The sequence below is a fragment of the Azonexus sp. IMCC34842 genome (assembly GCF_050368855.1).
GTDB lineage: Bacteria > Pseudomonadota > Gammaproteobacteria > Burkholderiales > Rhodocyclaceae > Azonexus > Azonexus denitrificans_A.
In genome coordinates this window covers 72,111-90,129 of record NZ_CP178449.1, presented here as the reverse complement: position 1 = coordinate 90,129, position 18,019 = coordinate 72,111, and the positions used below count along the sequence as shown (strand labels likewise).

The following is an 18,019-nucleotide window of genomic DNA, read 5'->3' as shown; positions in this document are numbered from 1 at the left end:
CTGACCAAAAGCCGGTCCGTCAGCGCGGCTCTTGCGTCGGCGTTCCGCTCTTCGCCAGACGGGTCATCTTCCAGTCCACATCGGTCCCGACCGTGTGCTCGATGAAGAAGGCCAGCATCCGTTGGCGGCTGTCTTCGGCCGCTTCCTTGTTATGGCCGAGCGACTTCCCGAGATATTTCTGCGGCATGATGTTGAGGTCGAAGGAGTGGGCGGCACCGGGGTAGGTTTTCAGCTGCAAATCGGCCTTGGTCGACTTGACGCCTTCGCATTCGCTGGCCGGCGTCCAGTCGTCGTCGGTGCCGGCAAAAACCATCAGCGGCGACTCCAGTTCGACCTTGCGACCACCGAACGAGCCACACCACGGGTAGTAGGCCGCCACCGCCCGATAGCCGCCATCGGCGGCCTGAGCTTCGCGCGGCGCATCGCCCTTGGCGACATTGATGGCAACGCTGCCGCCATTGCTCTGCCCCATCAGAAAGATGTTCTTGCCATCGACGTAATCTTGCGAGCGCAGATATTTCAGCGCGTCGTAAGCATCGGAGGTTCGATAGTCGAGCGCGTCGCGCTGGCTCCTGATGCTTTCGCAAACCTTGCCGCCGCCGATGTTGCGCGGACCGAAACTGTCGAGGTCGAGGACGACGAAACCATGCTCGACGAGATATTCCGCATAGGCCCGCATTGCGTGCCGTACTGCCGGTTGCCAGCCGCCACAGCCGTGCATCAGCACCACCGCCGGGAAGGGGCCATTACCTTCGGGCTTCGAGATATCGGCGCGCAATTTCACGCTGTCGGCGGTATAGGCATTGCTGGCTTCGAAGCTGACTTTTTCGGTCGCTTGGGTCGGCGCAACAAACAAGGCGGAGATGCACAACAGGGCGGTACTGGCTAGACAACGTCGGTCGCCGTGCCGCTTTTCGGCCCATGGCGAAACGCCACCGGCCCGTTCGTCAGCCTCTTTCCGGCGGTCACGCCCCGAGCGTCGATCAACAAACGGAATCAGATCGCTACCGAGAACATTCCAGTCATCCTTTTCTCTACGGTCCGCCATTTTTTGGCCTCCAGTTCCTTGCTCTCCGGGACGATCAATGCAGCCCCGGAAATAGTACGCCTCACCCACCTATTGAATTTGTTGTTTTTGACAACTTTTGATAACTTCACTATATACGCTGATTGTCATTCTCGCCACCCGAGTTTTTGCGATGGGTCAACTAGAAGCAATTTGGGTCTGATACTGCGGCTCACCAGCGCTATAGTTATTTCAGGTGTAGTTTCTTCAACATAACTGAGTGGAGAAAAAAATGAAAACTTTAACAAAAACGACTTTGTATGCTGCCACGCTGCTAGCGTCATTCGCTCTCGTCGGCTGCGCAAACGTCGTGCGGGTTGCCCCGCATACAGACCTCAAGGTTCTGGACCCCGTCTGGACAACCGCCTATATCACGCGCAACCACGGTTATCTGGTTTATGACACGCTGTTCTCGCTTGACGAGAGTTTCGAGCCGCAACCGCAGATGGTGAACAAATGGACGGTTTCCGATGACAAGAAAACCTGGACATTCACCCTGCGCGACGGGCTGAAATGGCATGACGGAACCGATGTCACGGCCGCCGACTGCGTCGCCTCCCTGGAACGCTGGGGCAAGCGTGACGGCGTCGGTCAACAGCTGTTCCGCGACGTCCAGAACATAAGCGTCGGTGACGCCAAGACATTCACCATTCAATTCAAGGAACCCAACACTTTCGTGCTCGAAGCGCTGGCCAAGGTATCGGCCAATGTTCCGTTCATGATGCCCAAACGGGTGGCGGAAACCGATCCGTTCAAGCCGATTCAGGACACCACCGGCTCCGGCCCGTTCATCTTCAAGAAGAGTGCCTGGGAACCCGGCAGCAAGGCCGTCTATGTCAAGAACAGCGACTACGTACCACGCACCGAGCCCCAATCGCTGGCGGCCGGCGGCAAGGTAGCCAAGGCTGATCGCATCGAATGGATCTACTACCCGGATCAGGCTTCGGCCGTCGCGGCACTGGTTGCCGGCAAAGTCGATTATGTCGAATCGCCGTCCACCAAGTCGATTCCGGTCCTTGAAGGCAAGGAAGGCATCGTCGTCACCTCGACCGATCCGCTCGGCAATATCGCCATGGTACGCTTCAACACCCTGCTGCCACCGTTCGACAAGCCGGCGGTTCGGCGTGCCGTTCTGCAAGCCATGCAACAGGAAGACTACATGGCGGCGGCCTTGGGCAACCCGAGCTTCTGGCGAGTCTGCCATTCGGTATTCCCTTGCGGAACGCCACTGGCCAACGATGCAGCCAGCGACCTGATGAAGCCGGCCGGACTTGAGGCAGCGAAAAAGGCACTGCGCGATGCCGGCTATGACGGAACGCCGGTCGTGATTCTGAACCCGGTGGACAGCCCGGTTATCTCGGCCTTCACCAAGGTCACGGTCGACAAGTTGCGCAACCTCGGCATGACCGTTCGCGTCGAAGACATGACCTGGGCCGCGCTGACCGAACGCCGCGCCAATCGCGAAGCAGTCGGGGCAGGTGGCTGGAATATCTTCCACACCTGGTGGCTGGCGGCAGACGTCATGGATCCGATGGCAATCGCCTTCTCCGGCGACCGGACAACCGGCTGGTACGGTTGGCCGAACGACCCGGTCCTTGAAGACTTGCGTGGTGCCTACGTCCGGGCCAAATCGGCCAACGAGCGGAAGCAGATCGCCATGAAGGTTCAGAAGCAAGTTGTCGAAACCGGTGTCCTCGGTGTCCTCGGGCAGTTCTTCGAGCCGGTTGCCTACAGCACCAAGGTCAAGGGCATTACGACGCCTGTCCAGTTCTACTGGAACATGTACATGGACGAATAAACTCAGCCAATCGAGTTTGCGGCGTTTGCTGATTCGATAGCTCGCGCAACCATCCCGGGATGATCGCACCGAGTCACCCCGGTCTTAACCGGCCGGGGCCTCGGCGGCCCGTTCAGTCCGGCCTGGCCTGTGTAGGCAAACGCTGTTTATCAATCGTGTCCAGTTGGCGAGCTACTTTTGGCGGCCAGGCTAGTTACAGAAGCGGCCGCGATGGACCTTGACGCTTAAGCGAATCATGCACACAAAAACACCAAAAATTGCCCGTTCGAAAGAAGCCGGCCGAGGCGGCGAAAGCACTTTGCCAGCGCTGAAGTTTTTCGGTTCGGAATTTGTATTGAATACGGAAACCGGGATGTTCTACCGGGTTACCCCGACAGCGATACTTATTTTGCAGGCCATCCAACAGGGCACCAGGAGCGAGGCTTTGGCTGACGTCATCCAAAGACATTGCGCAGTTAGCCGCATGACAGCCGTGCGCGATGTCGAACTGTTGATCAACGAATTGTCGGTACGCGGCATATTGACCTCGAACATTCCCGGATGTGGGAAATGAAAAGCGAAAAATTAGTTGTTGCCGTCAGCGGATTGCATCGCGGCGAAAACCCCCAACCGGGGGCGGCGGTGATCGCCAGTTTGCGGCGGCACTTTCCGGATATCCGCATTATCGGACTGTCCTACGACCCGCTGGAAAGCAGCTTGTATGGGCAGGGGCTTGACCACCCCGATGTCGCCTACCTGATTCCCTACCCCGGCGCGGGCGTGCAGGCCTTGCTCGAACGCCTGACGGAGATCGACCGCAACGAGAAGCTCTCGGCGGTCATTCCTTGCCTTGATTCAGAAATCGAGAATTACATCGAAATCCAGGCGCCGCTCGGCAAACTGGGCATCCGCTGCCTGCTGCCGTCACTGAAGGCCTTCGAAAGCCGACACAAATCCAACCTGTACAACCTTTGCCGCAAGATCGGCGTGCCGGCACCGGAAACCCGGGTAGCCATGAACGATTTCGCCGTCGCGCAGTACGCCGGGGAAATCGGCTACCCGGTCTACGTCAAGGGACGCCTCTATGAAGCGCAGCTGGTCAATTCCGGGCTGGATCTGCCGGCCGCCTATCAGGACATCGTCCGCGTTTGGGGCTGGCCACTGATCGTCCAGGAAGTGATCGTCGGCGAAGAGTACAACGTCACCGGCGTCGGTGATGACAAGGGGACGATAGTCCAGAGCTGTTCAATCAGAAAACTGCTGCGTACCTCGCATGGCAAAGGCTTTGGCGGCATCGTCGTCGCCAATCCGGAACTTGATCGCCTGGCCGCGGCGATCATCAAGGAGCTCAAGTGGAACGGTCCGTTCGAACTTGAATTCCTCAAGGGAAATGGCAAGCCCTATACCCTGTTTGAAATCAATCCCCGCTTCCCGGCATGGATCGACTTCCCGTCGCAACTCGGATGCAACATGCCGGCCTTGCTGCTCGAGCGACTTTTAGACCGGCCGGTGAGCCACACCGGCAAATGTACGGCGGGGCAGATGTTCGTTCGGCACAGCGTCGATTTGGTCGACGATTTCGCTGGATTTGCCGCCATGGCAACCAGCGGTGAGCGGACTTTACGCCCTGAACAAAGCGGTTCGGAGTTAAGAAAATGAGCGACAACTATCTTCCCCCTGAAATCAGCAACGAACTCGGCCGCATCGGCCCCAGTGCGGCGGCTGACCGGAACTTCTACGCGCGTGGCGTGACCTCGAAAACCCTGTTCGGGATCGACGGGATACCGGTCGCCGAACTCGTCGAAAAATTCGGTTCCCCCCTGTTTGTCTTTTCCGAACATCAAATCAGGGAGAAGGCACGCCATTTGCGCGAAGCCTTCAAGAGCCGCTATCCGAATACCAGCTTTGCCTGGTCATACAAGACGAATTACCTGGCGGCGGTCTGCCAGGTGTTCCACCAGGAAGGCTGGATTGCCGAGGTGGTTTCCGACTTCGAATACGAGAAGGCCAGAAAACTCGGCATTGCCGGCAAGGACATCGTCTTCAACGGCCCCTACAAGCCACGCGCCATCCTCGAAGTGGCGATTCGCGAAAGGGCTCTGATCCAGATCGACAACTGGGACGAGCTGTGCCTGATCGAGGAACTGGTCAAGGACATCCCGCAACCGCTCAATGTCGGCATTCGCGTCTGGCTCGATGCGGGCATCCGCCCGATCTGGTCGAAATTCGGTTTCTCCCTGGAGTCCGGCGAAGCCGGCCGGGTCGCCGCCAGAATCGTCGCCAACCCGAAGCTGCAGCTGCACACCCTGCATACCCATATCGGAACCTACATTCTCGAACCGGCGGCCTATGGCATCGCTGCCCGGAAACTGGTCGGCCTGCGCGAGCAGATCCGGGTCGAGTATCAGCATCTCGTCCCCTGCCTCAACCTCGGCGGTGGCTTCCCGTCGCAAAGCGTGTTGCATGGCATGGTCGGATCGCCCGAGTTGTTGATTCCAGCAATCGAACGCTACGCCGATGCGGTCACAGCGGTCCTCAACGAATTGCCACACAAGCTGCGGCCAGCCTTGCGCTTCGAAACCGGCCGTCACCTGATCGACGAAGCCGGCTACCTGCTGTCCTCGGTCGTCGCCGTCAAGGGCGTGCGGCATCCGGTGGTCACCGGGGCCGATTGGTCGCTGCGTGATTACAAGGAACAGCTGATCCTTGGCGATGATGCCAAGGCAAGTTATCTGATCGATGCCGGCGTCACCTTGTTGTACACCGGGGCGTGGTACCAGATCAACGTCTATCCGGCCGAAGCGCGCAATGCGCCGCTCTCGCCGGTTCGCCTGTACGGACCGCTGTGCATGGCGATCGACGTCGTGCGCTACAGCGTCGACCTGCCGCCCCTGAATGTCGGCGACGTGCTGACGCTGCATCCGGTCGGCGCCTACAACGTGACCCAGTCGATGCAATTCATTACCTACCGCCCAGCAGTGATCATGATCAATCAGCAGGGCGTACCGGAACTGATCAGGCGACGCGAAGTGCTCAACGATGTTGACGGACCAGAGCGCCTTCCCGCCCACCTGAAGACCTGAGGAGGTCATCATGAGATCGTCGAGCATCGCTGGGAGCTGGCTGCCGGGCAAGACGATTCGGCATGGCCGGTGGGCCCCGCAAGACGGGATCGAGGAGCTGCTTCGCCAACTCGGCTACGGCTTGGGTAGCATTTTCTTCATTTCGAATCCGTGGATCGGCTTAATCCTGTGGGTCGCCCTGTTCGCCAATCCGCGCCTGGGCGCCTTCGGCGTGCTCGGACTCGGCGTCGGCATGGCTTGCAAGCGGCTTCTCCGGCTGGGCGACGCACCCAGCCAGGGAGCGGGCATCAAGGCCAACGCCTTGCTCTCCGCGGTAGCCACCGCCTGGTTGACCAGCGCGGTGAGCATGCCCCTGTGGGTACAACTGATGGTTGCCGTTTTGGCGGCCGGGACTGCCGCCATCGTCACCGGAGCGGCGATGGCCGTGCTTCAAACCTCGCGCTTTCCGGTCATGGCTACCGGCTATTGCGTGGTCGCCAGTTGTCTGTTCGTGCTATGCCCGAATTGCACCGTACTGGCCTCTGCCACCATGGCGCCGTGGCTGCAGCCGACCGATGCATTGGGCTGGCTTGAATCTTTCGTCCGTTCGATGGGCGGGCTGGTTTATTCGCCATCGCTCCAGTTCGGGGCGCTGGTCTGCCTGGCCATGCTGCTCTGGTCGCGGGCGGCATTCCTTACCGGCGTCATCGCCTGGAGCAGTGGCGCGCTAGCCGGCCTGGCCTTCCAGGCGCTCGGCTTCCCGTACTTTTTCCTGCCGCTGTCCTACAACTTTTTCCTGGTCGGCATCGCCCTGGGCGCAGTGTTGTTCCTGCCCACCCGGAAGACCCTGCTGATTTCGCTGATCGCCGGCGTGCTGTGCTCCTTCGTCGGATTGACGCTGCAGGTGGTTTTCGCGGGCGGTTCAATCTCCTACCTGCCCATTTCGTCGATGCTGACCATCTGGCTCGGGATCGGCGCACTGATGCTGGCCGGCCGCAATGCCGTCGCCAAGCGTTACAGTTCGTCGCGCTTTCCGCCGGAAGTGGCCTGGTGTCGCGATACCTGTCTGGCCCAGCGGTTTGGCGACAGCGATCCCTTGCTGGCCGTTCCGCTCAGCGGCCCGTTGCGGGTTTCCCAGGGATTCGCCGGAGGAATAACCCATGCCGGCGCCTGGAGCCACGCCTTCGATTTTCAACGCCCCGCCAGCCACAATGGCGGCGTCGGTGAAAACGAGTCGATCTGGGGGGCCACGGTACTTTCGCCGGTCGCCGGAACCGTCGAGCGGGTCAGAAACGATGTTCCGGACAATCCGTTGGGCGGCTCGAATTTTGCCGACAACTGGGGCAACCATGTGGTGATTCGTCTGGAACGCGACGGCTGGCTTCTGGTTGCCCATTTGATGCGCGGCTCGATTGGCGTCAGCGTCGGCAGCCGCGTCGAGCCGGGCACGATCATCGGGCGGGTCGGCAATTCAGGGCGCTCGCCCGAGCCGCATCTGCACATGCAGATTCAGGTTGCGGCGAAAGTTGGCGCCCCGACCAAGCCATTCAAACTGGCCAACTATCTGTCCCATAACGACAGCAGCGGAGCATGGCTGCGCTGGACAGCTTCCGGCATCCCGATTCGCGACAGCCTGCTCGAGGCGGCTACGCCGAATCCGCAAGTGTACGGCCTGCTATCGACGATGATGCCCGGCTCGGCTGTCTGGTTCTGTGCGATATCTGGTGAGGTGCCGGCGCGACTGCGCCAGGCGAATGCCGATCGCACGGCACGAATCGCAGTGACGCTCGACGAAGCTGGCCGCTATCGCTTCGATGCCGGAAAGGGCGGACGCCTGCTCGCCTCGCTCGATCCGGATGCCTGGCGGATCACCGAGCTCGAGCGGGTGCAATCCTCGTTTCTCCGGCTGTTCGGCATGGCAACGCCGTGCATTCCTTATGCTTCGCAGGTCGGCATGACCTGGGACGATGTGCCGCCGCTGCTGGTCTCCGGCATGGGATTTGCAGACTCGCTGGCGCCGTTTTTCGGCAAACATTTCCCGAAAGGCCATTACGAATGCCAGGAAGTCCCGCAGTTCCAGGGGGCAATCGTTATCAAGGCAAGCTTCGAAAGCAGCGACCCGCTCTGTCCAAGCGCCCTGACATGCCGCTTCGAGCGCCTGCGCGGGCCAGTATTTCTGCGCGCCGAATACCCGTCCGGAGCGATCGAGTATTCCCTGCTCTCGTTTGAACCGGGCCTGTCCCAGAACAGCCGAAGCTGATACCGGATCCTTAATTTCCCGGACTCTTTGATGCAAATACATCAAAAACAGAGGATTAAGGTCGATGCGGGCAGGACGTTTCAAGGGGAGGAAATGCCAAGCTGTTTTATACTTGTCGGGAACATAGATTGATAAATTTTTCTGTATTGACGTTTTTGAGGTAATTGATATGCGATCCAACGTAATGCTGCCGTTGTTGCTGGCTGGCTCTCTCCTTCTGACACCGGGCCTGGTTGGCGCCGAGGAAACAAAGACCGGAGTCCTGGTCGGCGTGGATGCGCGCGAAAAATCGGCCTACGGCTATCTCGGCTTGACGCATCACTTCGGCAAACATGTGCTTGATGACGGCTTCATTGCCCGTGCGGTCGCTTTCGGCGGCAAATACAAGTACAGCAGCGCGGCTGTTGCTGGCGGCGAAGTCAAGGGCGACTACACCGCCGTCGAAGCCCTGTTCGGTTACCAGAAAGTGCTCACCGCAGTCACGCTGCGCGGTTATGTCGGTGCCGAGTACGAAGGGAACGATCTGTCCCCGGAAAACACCTATGACCGCAACCGTGGCGACCATTTCGGCGCCAAGGTCCGTGGCGAGATCGAAACCGACTTCGCCGCTCCGTACTATGGAAACCTGATTGCCACCTACAGCACGGCACGCGACCGCTACTGGGTGCGTGGTCGGGCCGGTCGCGATTTCGCGGGCTACGTCGTCGGGCCGGAAATTCTCCTGAGCGGCGATCGCCAGGCCGATGAGCAGCGCCTGGGCGTCTTCCTGAATTTCCGCACGCTGTTGCCGGCCTTGCTGTCGATTTCTGCCGGCCAGGCGAAGACCGAGCGAACCAGCGCAGGTTATACGCCTTACGTGGCGATGGAATTGTCGGCGACCTTCTGATTCGGTCAGTCGCTTGATAAAAAGGGAAGGCATGACAACATGCCTTCCCTTTTCTTTTGGGCCTGCGCTTAACTCATTGAAGTTTCAGCGCGGAGTCCCAGTGCTCGGCGATCTTCCCGTCTTCGATGCGGAACAGATCGAACCATGTGGTGGTGTGTTTCTTCGCCGGGTTCTTGCTGTCGGCCACTTCGCTGACCAAGCTGACCATCACGAAGTTTCCTTCGGCAACGACGGCGACCAGCGGGGCCAGGATCCGCGGCTGGACAGCCTGTGGCTTGACGTTCTTGGCGATCTGCTGGACCAGCGCGGTGCGGCCAGTTTCGACGTTCGGGTTATGCTGGATATAGCCTTCCGTGACGTACTTGCCGACCTGATCGACATGTCCGGCTTCGACCACTTCGCGCCAGAAATCGTAAACAAGCCTCTTGTTGCGGGCCAGTTTCGGGTCGGGACTGGTCAACAAGGAGTCGTGGTTTCCTTGCGCGACGACCGGCACTTGCGCCATGACCATGCCGGAAGACAGGGCCAGAAAGACGGAGAGAAAGACTGCGTATAACGATTTCATGATATGACACTCCTTACTCTTTGGAATCAATACTATTTATAGACCCATGCTGCCTTTCGGCCTTTGCTCCTGGTCAACTGCCGATTCGAAAGCGATCAAAACCCCAGCGGCCGCCCGGCTTCCGGGAAGCCGAAAACGACAAGTTTCAGGGTAGTATCAAAAGCAAATGGCAATAAAGGTGGCACCCGGCGTGCCAGTAACGAGGCAAAACATCATGTCCGAGCGTGACGACGCATTCGTACCGACCAGCCGCCAGTGGCTGGTCGCCATAGCAGCGCTGATCGTGCTGCTGGGGGCTGGCCTTTACCGCATTCACACGCTGCTCTACCACCACGCGCACGATATGGCCGAGCAACAGCTGTATTCGGTCGCCTCGCTGAAATCCTGGGATATCAAGCGCTGGCTCGACGACCGGGTGATCATGCTGACCCAGCCTCACGATGGCGTCATCGCCCCCAACCTTGCCCGTCTATTGGCTAACGGCGACACGGCCGGCCCCACCCGGGCATTGCAGACCCGGCTGCGCGACCTGATGGCGGCCAATCCGGAATTCAAGGCCGTCTCGCTCTACGACGCAGCCGGCCATCAGCTCATTGGGGATGCACACGCCCATCCCCAATTCGATGCGTCGCACCGCGCCGCAGTCCGCCAGGCGCAGGACGCCCGCCGCCCGGTCTTTATCGATTTCCACCGAACCGGCGAGACCACCGACGATGTCGTGCTGGACATCCTGGCACCCTTGTTTTTCGAAGGCAGCGGCGATTCCGAGATGATCGGCTACCTGCTGTTTCAACTCGATCCGAAACTGGTGATTTACCCGATGATCAACCGCTGGCCGGTACCCAGCGACACCGCAGAAAGCATCCTGGCACGCCGCGAAGGCAACCAGGTGGTTTTCCTCAGCCCCTTGCGGCATCAAGCGGCGCCGCCACTCAGCCTGCACCTGTCGGTCGACACACCGGGACTGATCTCCGGCAAATCACTGCGCGGCGAAGGCGACGTGCTGGCCGGCAAAGATTACCGTGGCCAATCGGTGCTCGGCGTCGTGCTTGATATTCCCGGCACCGACTGGCTGCTGATCACCAAGATGGACGACAGCGAAATCTATCGTGAGGCCCGGCGCAACTTCGGCTGGATCGCCGCCGCCGCCGCCATCCTGCTGGTCGTGCTACTGGCGCTCGGGCGAGTCTTCGCCACGGCCTTGGGCGCACGGGCCCGTGAGGCACACTATCGCGTGCTCGCCGAAAGCGGCAGCGATGTCGTCTGGCTCTACGATCTGGACACCCAGCGCTTCATCTATATCAGCCCGGCCGTCGAACGCATGCGTGGCTACACGGTGGCGGAAGCGATGCAGCAAAGCATGCAGGATCCGCTGATGCCGGAATCCCGGCAGATGATGAACGACGAATTGCCGAAGTGGCTGGCGCGTTTCGCGGCCGGCGACCAATCGGTCCGGACCCGGCACTTCGAGCTGGCCCAGCCATGCAAGGACGGCACGGTGATCGAGACCGAGGCGGTCATGACATTGCTCACCGACAAACAAGGTCAGGTCCGCCAGGTACAGGGCATTTCGCGCGACATCACCGCCCGCAAACGGGCCCAGGAAGAGCTGCGCAAGCTTTCGCTGGCGGCCGAGCAGAGTCCGGTCAGCATCGTCATCACCGATCTCGAGGCAACGATCGAATACGTCAATGAAGCCTTCGTCCATTCCAGCGGCTACCCGCGCGCCGAGGTGCTCGGCCAGAACACCCGCATGCTCCGTTCGGGCCGGACCCCGAAGGCCAGCTACGAGGAAATGTGGAGCAATCTGACCCGTGGTCTGCCGTGGCGCGGCGAACTCTATAACCGGCGCAAGGACGGCAGCGAATACCTGGAGCTGGTCGGCATCAACCCGATACGCCAGCCGGACGGCCGGGTGACCCATTACCTGGCGGTCAAGGAGGACATCAGCGAGCGACGGCGCATCGAAATCGCACTGGCCGAGAGCGAAGAAAAATTCCGCACCATCTACGACACGATCAACGACGCCATTTTCCTGCACGATGCCAGCAACGGCCGGGTTCTCGATGTCAATGCCGGGGCCTGCCGGATGTACGGCTACAGCCGCGAACAACTGCTCAATCTCGATCTGGCCAAGGTCACAGCCAACCATGAGCAGTACACGCCGGAAGCCGCGCTGGAATACATCCAGCGCGCCAGGGAGCAAGGCTGGCAGTCCTTCGAATGGTTGGCCCGCGACAGTACCGGGCGCGAATTCTGGGTCATGGTCAATCTGAAGATGATGCAGGTCGATCACGGCGAACGGGTGCTCGCCGTGGTCCGCGATATCGACAGCCGCAAGCATGCCGAAGAGGAGTTGCAGCATGCGCTGGCCGAGGCCAGGGCGCTCAACGCCAAGCTGGTCGAGGCGCAGAACCAGTTGCTGCAATCGGAGAAGATGGCCTCGATCGGCCAGCTCGCCGCCGGCGTCGCCCACGAAATCAACAACCCGATCGGCTTCGTCTCCTCCAACCTCGGTACGCTGGAGCGCTACCAGCAGGACATTTTCTCGATCACCGCCGCCTATGAAGCGGCCGAAGCCAGCCTCGGCGCCGATGCCGCCCAACTCGCTGCCGTGCGGGCCCTCAAGCGCGATCGGGACTTCGAGTTTTTAAAGACCGACATCGTCCAGCTGATGGCCGAATCGAAGGACGGCCTCGTCCGGGTCGCCAAGATCGTCCGCGATCTCAAGGACTTTTCCCGCGCCGGCGAAGCCAATTCGCAATGGGCCGACCTACACCAGGGCCTCGATTCGACGCTCAACATCGTCTGGAACGAACTCAAGTACAAGTGCACCGTGCACAAGGAATACGGCGACCTGCCGCCGGTCTGGTGCGTGCCGTTTCAGCTCAACCAGGTGTTCATGAACCTGCTGGTCAATGCCGCCCACGCCATCCCGGACAAGGGCGAGATCACGTTGCGGAGCGACCGCCAGGGGGATGAAGTGTTCATCGCCATCACCGACACCGGCAGCGGCATCGCGCCGGAGAACCTGACGCGCATCTTCGATCCCTTCTTCACCACCAAGCCGGTCGGCAAGGGCACCGGCCTGGGCTTGTCGCTGGCCTACAGCATCGTCCAGAAACACCGCGGCCGCATCGAGGTAAGCAGCGAACTCGGCAAGGGCACGACCTTCACGGTCTGGCTACCCATCGAGGCCAGGGATATGGACGCCGCCGCCGATTAGCTCGCCAAAGCCGCGGTAAGCAGACAAGTCAAAACCCGGCGCATTGCCGGGTTTTGACTTTGGGAGCGGCCGCTCAGGCTTGCCACCCGGCAGGAACTTCGGCACGATGCGGCTGCTTCAACTCGTTGGGAATCGACAATTGTGCGCCCCCAACCATTCAAATCAGTCGGAGACCAAATATGTCCACTTTCACCAAAGTGACCCTGTACACCGACACCGATGGCTATGCCAAATTCCGCGAGGAACAGGTGGCGCTGAGCGAGGGATCGCCCCAGGCGATGCTGTCGTCGGTATTGCCGGCAATCGGCTGCCAGTTTCGCCAAAGCCCGGTTGGCTTTCGTAGCCAGTTCCACTGCACCACCAATGAGCAATGGCTGTTTGTACTCAGCGGCGAAATGAAAATCGGCCTTCAGGACGGTAGCAGTCGCAACTTCAAGGCCGGCGATCACTTTTACTCCGCCGACCTGCAGCCCGAAGGCGCCAGCTTCGATCCCGCAGTGCACGGTCACTGGAGCTGCCAGGTTGGCGAGCATCCACTGGTGACCTTGTTCGTCAAGGTCTGAATAAAACCCGGGCTCCCCTTGTCGAGTACGCCGGGGTCGGGGAATCGCTATGCCATTGCGTGAGAAACTCAAACAAAAGGCGCATCAGCTCAAGGCTGAAACTTTTGCCCTGTATCTGGCAGCCCGTCACCCTGACACGCCTTGGTACGCAAAGCTTCTCGTGGCGGCCATTGTGGCCTATGCGTTCAGCCCCATCGACCTGATCCCGGACTTCATTCCAATCATTGGCTATCTCGACGACCTTGTATTAATCCCAATTGGCATTGCGTTGGCTATCAAGCTGGTGCCGCCCCCTGTCCTGGCCGAATGCCGAGCGCGGGCACAGCAAGTCATGGCGAATGGTAAACCTGTCAGTCGTGTGGCGGGAGCGGTTATCGTCATGATCTGGTTGGCTTTGGCAGCGTGGTGCGTCGTATGGGCCTATGAGGTGTTCATACCCACGTTGCCCGCCATGCCCAACCCGGCAGGCAACATATCAGACATAAACCCCGGCCCCCGCCACCCCCGACTCACCACCTGACAGCAAGGCCTCGGAGGGCACCGATGAGACCAACGGTTATTCGCAAGTCGCCTACCCATTCGCGCTCCGCAGCCGCGACGAGCGATGGCACCGCGTTTTCGTGGGCGCAGGTGAGCCGCGAGCTTGGTGTGCTGCCCGATGGCAGTCTCAATATGGCTTACGCGGCGGTGGACCGGCATGCCCATTCAGTGCTGGCCGACAAGGCAGCGTTCCGGTTCTTGCGGCCGGACGGCAGTGCGCATGCCGTCAGCTATCGCGAACTGGGCACACTGACCGACCGCTTCGGCAATCTCCTCAAGTCGCTGGGCTTCGCCAAGGGCGATTGCGTGTTCGTGCTGTGCGGCCGCATCTGCGAGCTCTACGTCGCCGTACTCGGCGCCCTGAAGATCGGCGCCGTGGCTTCGCCCCTCTTTCAGGCCTTCGGGCCGGAGCCGATTCGCAGCCGCATCGCGCTGGCCGGAGGCAAGGTCTTGGTGACCACGGCCAGTACCTACCAACGCAAAGTGGCGGCCTTGCGTGCCGATCTGCCGAGCCTCGAACACGTGCTGCTGATCGACGACCTCGGCGGCGGCCCCATTCCCGGCACCCTGGATCTGCAGGCCCTGCTGCTTACCGCTCCGGACACACCGGCGCTCGTTGCGACCGGCCCCGAAGATCCGGCGCTGCTGCATTTCACCAGCGGCACGACCGGCATGCCGAAGGGCGCCATCCACGTCCATGGCGCGGTGCTCACCCATTACGCCACGGCCCGGACAGCTCTCGATCTGCAGCCGGACGACGTGTTCTGGTGCACGGCGGATCCGGGCTGGGTGACGGGAACGTCGTACGGCATCATCGCCCCGCTGGTGCTTGGCGTGACCAGCGTGGTCGACGAGGCCGAGTTCGATGCGGCGCGCTGGATTCACATCCTCGAAACCGAGCGGGTGAACGTCTGGTACACCGCGCCGACGGCGATTCGCATGTTGATGAAGGCCGGGCCGGAACTGTTTGCCGGCCACCGCTTCCCCGACCTGCGCTTTATCGCCAGCGTCGGCGAAGCGCTCAATCCGGAGGCGGTCTGGTGGGGGCTGGATGTCCTCGGGCGGCCGATCCATGACAACTGGTGGCAGACCGAAACCGGCAGCATCATGATTGCCAACACGGCGGCGCAGGACATCAAGCCCGGCTCAATGGGGCGCCCGCTGCCCGGCATCACCGCCCACGTGGTCCGTCGCCATCCCGGCCGGCCACTCGAATTGCTCGAAGCCCCCGGCATGGTTGGCGAACTGGCGCTGAAAACCGGCTGGCCGTCGATGTTTCGCGGCTATCTCGACCAGCCGGACCGCTACGCAGAATGCTTTGCCGGCCCGCTATACCTGAGCGGCGACATGGTGCGGCGCGATGCCGATGGCTACTACTGGTTCGTCGGCCGGCGCGACGACGTCATCAAGTCGGCCGGGCATCTGATCGGGCCGTTCGAGGTCGAGAGCGTGCTGCTGGAACACCCGGCGGTGGCCGAGGCGGGGGTAATCGGCAAGCCGGACGCGCTGGCCGGCGAGATCGTCAAGGCCTTCGTCGCGCTCAGGCACGGCGTCGTGGCAACGGAAGCCTTGCGCCTGGAATTGATGGCCCATGCCCGGCTGCGCCTGGGCGCCGCGGTAGCGCCCAAGGAAATTGCATTCGTCGGGGCGCTGCCACATACTCGCAGCGGCAAAATCATGCGCCGCCTGCTCAAGGCCCGGGAGCTCGGCCTGCCGGAAGGCGATAGTTCGACACTGGAGTAACGGGAGAGAAGATGAACCTGAACGACGCGCAGATCCGCGCCCAAGTGCTGGAAATCCTGAAAGCGCTGGCGCCGGAAATCAAGCCGGCCCAGATCATCCCCGACCAGCCGCTACGCGCCCAGATCGATCTGGATTCGATGGACTGGCTGAACGTCCTGGCCGCGCTGCATGAGCGGCTACAGGTGAACATCCCCGAAACCGACTACGGCAAGCTCCAGACTCTCGATGGCATCGTCGCCTACCTGGCGGCCAAGACACCGGCGGGCTGAACATCGTGAGCGACTATCCGGCCGATCTCGTTCGCACTCGTTATCTGTTCGATGGCAGCCCGGTGACGATCCGCCCGATCCGCGCCGCCGACGCGACCCTGGAGCAGGATTTCGTCAAACATCTGTCGCCCGACTCGCGCTACAAGCGCTTCATGTCCACCTTGAAGGAACTGGCGCCGGGCAAGCTGAAGTACCTCACCGAGATCGATTACGAGCGGCACCTGGCCCTCGTCGCGATCATCCAGCGCGATGGGCAGGATCTGGAGATCGGCGTCGCCCGCTACGTTGCCAACCCGTCAGACAACAGTTGTGAATTTGCCGTGGCGATCGACGATGCATGGCAGGGCAGCGGCGTCGCCGGCCTCCTGATGCTGACGCTGATCGACGCGGCCAAGGCGCGCGGCATGGCGAGCATGGAGGGCTTTATCCTGGCCGGCAACGACAAGATGCTCAAATTCGCCCGGCAGCTCGGCTTCACCTTGCACCGCGACGTCGACGACCCCGGCATGGTCCATGCCGTGCGGCCCCTCTAGCTGGAATTGCTCGGGCGGCCTGGCCTGAGCCGAACGCGCTGCGGCCGAGGGCAAGGACTACCGGCACGCTGCTAGTGCGGCAACAGCAGATAAACACCGAGGCCAAGCATGACCAGCCCGGCCACCAACTTGAGGAATCGCCCCTCTTTTTCCTGCAAGCGACGATGGCTTAACGTGACGACACCGATCCCGAGGACAATGATGTCGTCCAGCATGTACATCGCGTCATAGAGCAGCAGATAGCCGTAGTAATCGATGCGGTCGAGGTTCCGCAGCGTCAGTATCCGTGTGTAGAGCGCCGGAAACCCGGAGGTGCACAGCAGTTCGAAGATCTGCACCAGCACGGCGAGCAGCACCGTGCCGGCCAGGGCCGGCCAGAGGTGCTCGGCCCGGAGAATCGCACGCAGCCGCGCATAGATGCCCGGCTTGGCAGAGGCGGGAATGGACAAGCTGATGCCTCGTCCAAACGCCAGGAAATCCTTGAGGTTTATTGCGCCAGCAACGATCGCGAGCAGGGCGATGGCAATCTCGGAAACACGCGACAGCCCGACCAGCAGGAACAGATTGAGCCAGGCGGCCATGAAGCCAAAATAGGCGATCCCTTCAATCGCGATGAACGTTCCGGCGATGAGCAGCATTCGGCGCCGATCGCCAAGCGTCGCGAGCATCGAGATGATCAGGATCAGCACCCACATTGAACAAGGGTTGAAGCCGTCAAGCAATCCGATGACGATGGTAAACAACGGCAGGCCGAGTTCATTGACGCTGACCTGACGGCTGGTAAACGGGATTTTTATCGAATCGCCGTTCGGGGCCTGACAAACCGTCTCGTCCGCGACGCCGCAAACCGACATCGAGCCAGTTCCGACCGGGTGTTGTGCATGACCGAGCGCGGCGCGTATCTGTGCCCCCGTGGTGGCCGGGGTATCGAAGCCGACGATCAGTTCGCTGCCGACCAGGATGGTCGGTACGCCAGGCTGGGCGATGCCGGCCTTCGCCGACAGCGCAAGCAGACGCGCCAGGGCATCCGGGTTGTGTCGAACGTCAACGACGGTCACATGCAGGCCCGGCTGCTCGCCAGTCAGGTCGTCGAGAAAGTCCTTCGCCGCTTCGCAATGCGAACAGCCATCCCGGACGAAAACCTCGATTTCGGGTAACGACGTCGCCTCTGCTGCCACCGCCGGAATCGCCTGGCCGGCCATGAGAATTGCCGTCAGAACGATGACTCCGACTACGCGGAAGATCCGGAACCACGAACCCGTCGTTGCATATCGATTTTGCATGGCAAAACTATACCCTCGGGGGAGCGCCTGTTGAATTTCCTGTTTTTAGTGCGCGACTGCTCGTCCAATTTTAGCTGTCGATCAACGTGGCCCGACTAGACCTCCCCGGCCGTCCCCAATTGGCCGGTTGGCGCTGACAGCCTTTCATACATTTTTTGAAAACTCTCTGCTGCATGAGGACTTTTGATGGTTTGCCCGAAAACGCCATCCTGAAGCAGCCGGGCAAATGATCTGCGGATAGCACAG

At 60.9% G+C, this 18,019-nt stretch carries 15 protein-coding genes; 12 read left to right on the top strand and 3 right to left on the bottom strand.

Features of this window, described 5'->3' with window-relative positions; all coding sequences use genetic code 11:
- Nucleotides 1-19 precede the first annotated feature (19 nt).
- Nucleotides 20-1,048: a dienelactone hydrolase family protein gene (locus ACLIKD_RS00410; protein ID WP_428826706.1), complete on the bottom strand. Its 1,029-nt coding sequence runs from the start codon at nucleotides 1,046-1,048 to the stop codon at nucleotides 20-22.
- Between the two features lie 250 nt (nucleotides 1,049-1,298).
- On the opposite strand from ACLIKD_RS00410, the gene ACLIKD_RS00405 reads away from it, so the two are divergent.
- From ACLIKD_RS00405 to bcsS, 6 genes are all read left to right on the top strand, one after another.
- On the top strand, nucleotides 1,299-2,864 hold the full coding sequence (locus ACLIKD_RS00405) for an ABC transporter substrate-binding protein (RefSeq protein WP_428826705.1): 1,566 nt from the start codon (nucleotides 1,299-1,301) through the stop codon (nucleotides 2,862-2,864).
- A gap of 235 nt (nucleotides 2,865-3,099) precedes the next feature.
- A complete protein-coding gene (locus ACLIKD_RS00400) occupies nucleotides 3,100-3,417 on the top strand; it encodes a PqqD family protein (protein WP_226418357.1) in 318 nt (105 codons plus the stop codon).
- Entirely contained in the window at nucleotides 3,414-4,502 is a 1,089-nt protein-coding gene (locus tag ACLIKD_RS00395; protein WP_226472272.1) for an ATP-grasp domain-containing protein, read from the top strand. Before ACLIKD_RS00400 ends, ACLIKD_RS00395 begins: the two co-directional genes overlap by 4 nt.
- Complete coding sequence (locus ACLIKD_RS00390; protein ID WP_428826704.1) at nucleotides 4,499-5,926, top strand: hypothetical protein; 1,428 nt, start codon at nucleotides 4,499-4,501, stop codon at nucleotides 5,924-5,926. The genes ACLIKD_RS00395 and ACLIKD_RS00390 overlap by 4 nt, the downstream gene beginning before the upstream one ends.
- A 10-nt stretch (nucleotides 5,927-5,936) precedes the next feature.
- Nucleotides 5,937-8,165 carry an urea transporter gene (locus tag ACLIKD_RS00385; RefSeq protein WP_428826703.1) on the top strand — a complete coding sequence of 743 codons (2,229 nt, stop codon included), beginning with the start codon at nucleotides 5,937-5,939 and terminating at the stop codon, nucleotides 8,163-8,165.
- 169 nt (nucleotides 8,166-8,334) lie between these two features.
- Nucleotides 8,335-9,051 carry a cellulose biosynthesis protein BcsS gene (gene bcsS / locus ACLIKD_RS00380; protein ID WP_428826702.1) on the top strand — a complete coding sequence of 239 codons (717 nt, stop codon included), beginning with the start codon at nucleotides 8,335-8,337 and terminating at the stop codon, nucleotides 9,049-9,051.
- A 73-nt stretch (nucleotides 9,052-9,124) separates the two neighbouring features.
- Here bcsS and ACLIKD_RS00375 read toward each other — a convergent pair whose 3' ends face one another.
- Nucleotides 9,125-9,616, bottom strand: coding sequence for a nuclear transport factor 2 family protein (locus ACLIKD_RS00375; RefSeq protein WP_428826701.1), 492 nt, complete (start codon nucleotides 9,614-9,616; stop codon nucleotides 9,125-9,127).
- A gap of 214 nt (nucleotides 9,617-9,830) precedes the next feature.
- On the opposite strand from ACLIKD_RS00375, the gene ACLIKD_RS00370 reads away from it, so the two are divergent.
- The 6 genes from ACLIKD_RS00370 to ACLIKD_RS00345 all read left to right on the top strand — a co-directional run bounded on the left by ACLIKD_RS00370 (nucleotide 9,831) and on the right by ACLIKD_RS00345 (nucleotide 16,490).
- Nucleotides 9,831-12,842: a PAS domain S-box protein gene (locus ACLIKD_RS00370; RefSeq protein WP_428826700.1), complete on the top strand. Its 3,012-nt coding sequence runs from the start codon at nucleotides 9,831-9,833 to the stop codon at nucleotides 12,840-12,842.
- Between the two features lie 179 nt (nucleotides 12,843-13,021).
- A complete protein-coding gene (locus ACLIKD_RS00365; protein ID WP_428826699.1) occupies nucleotides 13,022-13,405 on the top strand; it encodes a hypothetical protein in 384 nt (127 codons plus the stop codon).
- Between the two features lie 49 nt (nucleotides 13,406-13,454).
- Complete coding sequence (locus ACLIKD_RS00360) at nucleotides 13,455-13,925, top strand: YkvA family protein (RefSeq protein ID WP_428826698.1); 471 nt, start codon at nucleotides 13,455-13,457, stop codon at nucleotides 13,923-13,925.
- A gap of 23 nt (nucleotides 13,926-13,948) precedes the next feature.
- Nucleotides 13,949-15,688, top strand: a complete 1,740-nt coding sequence (gene acsA / locus ACLIKD_RS00355; protein WP_428826697.1) for an acetate--CoA ligase — start codon at nucleotides 13,949-13,951, stop codon at nucleotides 15,686-15,688.
- Between the two features lie 11 nt (nucleotides 15,689-15,699).
- A complete protein-coding gene (locus ACLIKD_RS00350) occupies nucleotides 15,700-15,957 on the top strand; it encodes an acyl carrier protein (RefSeq protein WP_226418348.1) in 258 nt (85 codons plus the stop codon).
- Nucleotides 15,958-15,962: 5 nt separating this feature from the next.
- Nucleotides 15,963-16,490, top strand: coding sequence for a GNAT family N-acetyltransferase (locus ACLIKD_RS00345; protein ID WP_226418347.1), 528 nt, complete (start codon nucleotides 15,963-15,965; stop codon nucleotides 16,488-16,490).
- Between the two features lie 71 nt (nucleotides 16,491-16,561).
- Here the strand turns inward: ACLIKD_RS00345 and ACLIKD_RS00340 are convergent, their stop codons facing one another.
- Nucleotides 16,562-17,773 carry a glutaredoxin family protein gene (locus ACLIKD_RS00340; RefSeq protein ID WP_428826696.1) on the bottom strand — a complete coding sequence of 404 codons (1,212 nt, stop codon included), beginning with the start codon at nucleotides 17,771-17,773 and terminating at the stop codon, nucleotides 16,562-16,564.
- Nucleotides 17,774-18,019: the final 246 nt, after the last annotated feature.

Bases quoted from the DNA above. Each gene is read 5' to 3' on its own strand.
- ACLIKD_RS00395 (WP_226472272.1), top strand. From the start codon at position 3,414: ATGAAAAGCGAAAAATTAGTTGTTGCCGTCAGCGGATTGCATCGCGGC.
- ACLIKD_RS00405 (WP_428826705.1), top strand. From the start codon at position 1,299: ATGAAAACTTTAACAAAAACGACTTTGTATGCTGCCACGCTGCTAGCG.
- ACLIKD_RS00365 (WP_428826699.1), top strand. From the start codon at position 13,022: ATGTCCACTTTCACCAAAGTGACCCTGTACACCGACACCGATGGCTAT.
- ACLIKD_RS00340 (WP_428826696.1), bottom strand. From the start codon at position 17,773: ATGCAAAATCGATATGCAACGACGGGTTCGTGGTTCCGGATCTTCCGC.
- ACLIKD_RS00390 (WP_428826704.1), top strand. From the start codon at position 4,499: ATGAGCGACAACTATCTTCCCCCTGAAATCAGCAACGAACTCGGCCGC.
- ACLIKD_RS00400 (WP_226418357.1), top strand. From the start codon at position 3,100: ATGCACACAAAAACACCAAAAATTGCCCGTTCGAAAGAAGCCGGCCGA.
- ACLIKD_RS00360 (WP_428826698.1), top strand. From the start codon at position 13,455: ATGCCATTGCGTGAGAAACTCAAACAAAAGGCGCATCAGCTCAAGGCT.
- ACLIKD_RS00410 (WP_428826706.1), bottom strand. From the start codon at position 1,048: ATGGCGGACCGTAGAGAAAAGGATGACTGGAATGTTCTCGGTAGCGAT.
- bcsS (WP_428826702.1), top strand. From the start codon at position 8,335: ATGCGATCCAACGTAATGCTGCCGTTGTTGCTGGCTGGCTCTCTCCTT.
- ACLIKD_RS00375 (WP_428826701.1), bottom strand. From the start codon at position 9,616: ATGAAATCGTTATACGCAGTCTTTCTCTCCGTCTTTCTGGCCCTGTCT.
- ACLIKD_RS00370 (WP_428826700.1), top strand. From the start codon at position 9,831: ATGTCCGAGCGTGACGACGCATTCGTACCGACCAGCCGCCAGTGGCTG.
- ACLIKD_RS00350 (WP_226418348.1), top strand. From the start codon at position 15,700: ATGAACCTGAACGACGCGCAGATCCGCGCCCAAGTGCTGGAAATCCTG.
- acsA (WP_428826697.1), top strand. From the start codon at position 13,949: ATGAGACCAACGGTTATTCGCAAGTCGCCTACCCATTCGCGCTCCGCA.
- ACLIKD_RS00385 (WP_428826703.1), top strand. From the start codon at position 5,937: ATGAGATCGTCGAGCATCGCTGGGAGCTGGCTGCCGGGCAAGACGATT.